This window comes from Streptomyces sp. 8L (genome assembly GCF_020176795.1).
Classification (GTDB): domain Bacteria; phylum Actinomycetota; class Actinomycetes; order Streptomycetales; family Streptomycetaceae; genus Streptomyces.
Map to the genome: position 1 here is coordinate 1 of NZ_JAIUKE010000688.1, position 4,570 is coordinate 4,570.

Here is a 4,570-nt window from a genome sequence, read left to right on the forward strand (position 1 = left end):
GGCCCCCGCCACCCCCGCAACCAGTGCCACCCTGCGGGGCGGGGGCCCTGTTGCCCGGCGGCTTGTCGGACCCGACGGGTGTCGGGGCCGACGCGCGTCAGATCCGGCCGTCGGCAGCGGGAAGGCCCGCCCCGCCCAGGACTGTGCGGTGGGGACGTCCGAGGGCCGGGGCCCGTCGGCGCCGGCCGCTGCGGCGAGGGCTGCCTGCGCGCCGGCGTCGTCCTCCCGGACCTCCGTGACGTGCGCCGTGTCCGGATCGGCCGCGTCCGGCTGATCAGATAGATCTCACAGCCGGGGAAACCGAGCAGCCTCTCCGCGACCCCCATGAGGACAGCGGCGAGGTCACCTCCCTTGCCGGAGTGCGCTGTCATGGTCATCAGTCTGCCGATCGTGTTCAGACCGGGGTCGTGATGCAGAACGGTTGACCTGCGGGGTCCAGCAGAACCCTCCACGGGTCGGGCCGCTGTGCGCGGCACGGACGTCTGCCGGTGCGGAGACAGAAGCAACGGAACAGGTGGGCTACGCGCGGCGAGCAGAGCGGGCCGACTCGATGACGTAGAGAGAGTCCGAGCCTGGCCGTTCGTGTCAGACAGCGTAGGAGAGTTCCAGGTCGTCGCCGGGAAGCCGGAACTCCTCCAGGGCTAGCGAATTATCGTATGGCGACGCTGAACTGGCGCAGGAAGATTAGGGCCCCGGTGCGCATTGGTCGCACCTTTGCTGGAAAGTCTGTGCTCGCCCATCGCAGGGCAACCAGGTTGCAGGCTATTCCTGATCGACAGCTCCTACGAGTAGCTTTCTGAAGGGGGTTTCCTCAGGAGCCGAGCTGTCTCGTAGCCTCGGCGGCGATGCGTTCGAACGTAGCGTGGTCGTAGGCGAAGTCCGAGTCGGAGATCGGCCAGTGGATCACGATCTCCGTGAAGCCGAGCTCCTGGTGGCGGCCGGCGAAGTCGACGAAGGCGTCGACGGATTCCAGTGGGCGGTTGCGGTCGGGGGTGAAGCCGTGGAGGAGGGTCTTGTCGAGGTCGGCCACGTCGCGGCCGACTTCCGCGCAAGCAGCGCCGAGCCTGTCGATCTGCTGCCGCAGCGCCTGCACCGACTGCTCCGGCGTCCCCGTCTCGTACAGCTTCGGGTCACCCGTCGTCACCCACCCCTGCCCGTACCGAGCCGTCAGCCGCAGCCCGCGCGGCCCGGTCGCGGCCACCGCGAACGGCAGTCGGGGGCGCTGGACGCAGCCGGGGATGTTCCGGGCCTCCTCCGCCGCGTAGAAGTCGCCGGGCTGCGAGACCGCGCCCTCCGTCAGCAACCGGTCGAGCAGCGGTACGAACTCGCCGAACCGGTCGGCGCGTTCCTTCGGCGTCCATGCCGCCTGGCCGAGCGCGGTGGCGTCGAAGCCGTTGCCGCCTGCGCCGATGCCGAGGGTGACTCGGCCGCCCGAGACGTCGTCGAGGGAGATCAGCTCCTTGGCGAGTGTCACCGGGTGCCGGAAGTTCGGCGACGTAACGAGGGTGCCCAGGCGGATGTTGTGCGTCGCCGTCGCAGCGGCCGTCAGCGTTGGAACGGCCCCGAACCACGGCCCATCCCGGAACGTCCGCCACGACAGGTGGTCGTAGGTATAGGCAGCGTGAAACCCCAGCCCCTCAGCTCCCTCCCATACCTTGCGCCCTTCGGCCCAGCGGTAGATCGGCAGGATCACGGTGCTCAGACGCAGGCTCATGCTCGGGAGCATACGACTGCGAGAAGCGGTGTTGTTCGCATCGATCACGAGTCGAGAAGTGTCATGTGAGCTGAGAAGTCATACGCGCCGCCTCCTTCGCGTCCGTGGACGCCTTCGTCGACTTCGCCGGCCGCCACGCCGAGGCCGGGGACACCGAGATCATCATCCACTGGCCCATCCCTGACGCCCCTGAATTCGCCTATGACCGAGCCGCCTTCGAGCGCAGTGCCACCGAGGCCCCGCAGCAGCTCACCTACTGAGACAGGACGTCCCCAGGGAGCAGGCCTGGCCGCGGACGTGGGCCGACGACCTGTTCAGTCGTGGTAGCTATGCGTGACCACGAATTCGGTTCCATCGAGAATCGCACCCACTTGCATACCGGCCCACTTAGCGAGAATCGACGGCTGCTGCTCCACCTCGTCCAACAGGCGGGTGAGCCCGTCGGCAGTTGGCGGCGCAGGAAGTTCGCAGCGGACATCCGAGCTGCCAGTCGCACTGCTGCAGTCCTCGTCCTCCGGGTCATCAGGCTCCCAGTGGCCGATCTCGATCTCCCAGGTGGCGGCCTCTCGTTTCCGCGGCTCCGGCATGTGGACCGTGAGGTAGTAGCCGTCCGAGTCGTACGGTTCCGAGAAGATGCTGAGGGGGCGGGAGTCTAGTGCGGCCTGTTCACTGGAGCACTGGGCGTAGGCGGTGACAAGAACTCGCAGGTCCGCGACGGACTGTGCGCGCTCTTCAGAAGAGATGCCGTCTTCGAACCGGTCTAGTTGTTCCCGCATCTCGGTGCCCAGCATCTCCATCCCGCCGTCGTATGCCACGAAGGGGTGACCGAAGTCCCAGTCCCGGCGATCCTCCGTCTCCGGGACGGCAATACCTTCCGAGTACTCCGCCAACGCGTTCCGCAATTCGCGTACCTCCGTCTCCAGTTCGACGGTGATCGCGGTCAGTACGGGCGGCGGCACCACTGCGGTGGCGGCGTCGAGATCGCTGAGCGACCGGTAAAGCTCCAGACAGACGTACTCGTACCAGAGGCTGTGTGCCCCAGTGAGGAGGAGGTCGATGCGCGCCTCCCGATCCGTCAGCGCAGCAAGGTGCCGATGGGGGTAGTGGTTCACCTTGCGCTCACGGTGGTCGAAGACGCTCAACGGGACCGTCGCCAGGGCGGAGATCCGGTTGAGCGCATCCACGATCGGCGCTGCCAGGTCAGGCGAACTCAGGCTCGTCACCGTGGATGACTCAACGCCTTTCGGACTGTCGAAGGTCGCCAGGATCTGCGACTTCCCACGGTTCGCGTGCAGGGAGTAAATGGTCATGCCTCACCTCTCGACCGCTGGGCCGATGGCACGCCAGCGGTCATGGCTTCGTTGGGGGGAAAGGCGGTGGCGAGGGCATGATCCGACGCTCCGTGCCTTCAAGTCTTCAGCGGTAGTCCAGGCGCTGTCCCGGACTCCTTGCTGAAGCGAGGATAACGTGCGCGCCACCGGAACGCAGAGAATCCGAGAACTCGGACGTCCGCAAACCTACGCAGCCCCGCTGCTGGTACTGGTTGTCTGGGCAGCGTACGCATCCCACAGGGCGAACTGGGCCTCCCCGCACCTGAGACAACCCGACTGGCTCCTGGGACAGGTTCTACCCCTCCCGCGCGATCCGGGCACTATGCCCACGCGGTTCGCCTGCGCCATCCCGAACGTGTTGACCAGACCGCCGGCGACCGACGCCGTGACACCGGAAGCCATGCGTCGTTGACCGGCACGCCCACCGGCGTCGCAACGCCGTGGGCTGCTGCTTCAACGAGCTCAAGCAGAACAGGCGCGCCGCCCCTTACCAGTCTCCGAGTCACCATCGCCAGCTTTTGACACTGAATCACCCACATTGCGGACGCACACCCTTGGCCGACCTGTCAGTACCATCCGGCAGCATGGGGGAGGTGGAAACGGGCGGTGGGAGAGACACGTGAAGTACTGGCTGATGATTTCCGGGTATAAAACGTCCTCGTACGAGATGGCGCGCAGGCTAAAGGACTGGGATCCGTCTATTTCTGCTATTGCCGGGCCAGGTGTCAAAAAAGGAGACACCGTGCTTCTCTGGCGTGGCGGGAAGGGCGGTGGCATCGTCGCGATAGGCAAGATAGCCGACACAACACCCGCGCCCTCCAGTAGACGTATTCAGCTCGAACATAAGGACCACGAAGGCGCTATCGACTCAGAGGAAGGACCGGCCAGGGCGACCATCGATTTCGATAAACTCCTGCTGGCCGCACCAATTTCTTCTGATGCATTGCGGGCCGCGGGATATGGTGACGTCTGGAGACGCGCGTGGTCTAGTGATGCGGTCGGTGGGCTCATCCCACTCAGCATGCCAGACTACCAACGGCGGTCCTTCGTGCGCTTAGCGGACCAAGAACAGCATCCAACCGAGTGGCCTGCTACCTGGAACATCCCACCCGGTTCAGTAGTGCGACGGTCCAACCTGCACGATGTATACGGCGGAAATCCAAGGGTTGCCGCCGGCCCTAGCGGAAAGACACCCAATGCGTTTTTCTTCCTGGACCCCAGGAGGTCCAGTGCACTCGCCTTGAAATGGGGCGAATCTGGGCTGACAGCGCCCGGTCATGGCCAGACGGACGGCGAACCATCGACGGAGAACTTGGCGGTGCTTGCTCACCTACGACGAGGTGTTCCCCTGAGGGGATTTCTGACTCAAGGTCCAGAATGCTTCTATTTGGGCGAATTCGCTGTCGATCTGCGCCAACCCGTAGAACGCTGGGTGGTAACGGGCACTTAGAAGTCATCTCATTTGGTTGGGTAGTCTGGGCTCGTGGGGATAGTGGAGCGTCTCGTGCCTGATGAGTTGTGGGAG

3 protein-coding genes and 1 pseudogene are annotated in these 4,570 nt (G+C 65.1%); 2 read left to right on the plus strand and 2 right to left on the minus strand.

Annotated elements, in window-relative coordinates; translation table 11 throughout:
* Nucleotides 1–811: 811 nt before the first annotated feature.
* On the minus strand, nt 812–1,714 hold the full coding sequence (locus LCE31_RS37170; RefSeq protein ID WP_225022463.1) for an LLM class flavin-dependent oxidoreductase: 903 nt from the start codon (nt 1,712–1,714) through the stop codon (nt 812–814).
* 101 nt (nt 1,715–1,815) lie between these two features.
* Here LCE31_RS37170 and LCE31_RS37175 point away from each other — a divergent pair.
* Nucleotides 1,816–1,974: pseudogene (locus LCE31_RS37175) on the plus strand (LLM class flavin-dependent oxidoreductase); the annotation flags it as partial.
* A gap of 54 nt (nt 1,975–2,028) precedes the next feature.
* Here the strand turns inward: LCE31_RS37175 and LCE31_RS37180 are convergent.
* Nucleotides 2,029–3,024 carry a hypothetical protein gene (locus LCE31_RS37180; RefSeq protein ID WP_225022465.1) on the minus strand — a complete coding sequence of 332 codons (996 nt, stop codon included), beginning with the start codon at nt 3,022–3,024 and terminating at the stop codon, nt 2,029–2,031.
* A gap of 640 nt (nt 3,025–3,664) precedes the next feature.
* Between LCE31_RS37180 and LCE31_RS37185 the strand changes: the two genes are divergently transcribed.
* On the plus strand, nt 3,665–4,495 hold the full coding sequence (locus tag LCE31_RS37185) for an EVE domain-containing protein (RefSeq protein ID WP_225022467.1): 831 nt from the start codon (nt 3,665–3,667) through the stop codon (nt 4,493–4,495).
* Nucleotides 4,496–4,570: the final 75 nt, after the last annotated feature.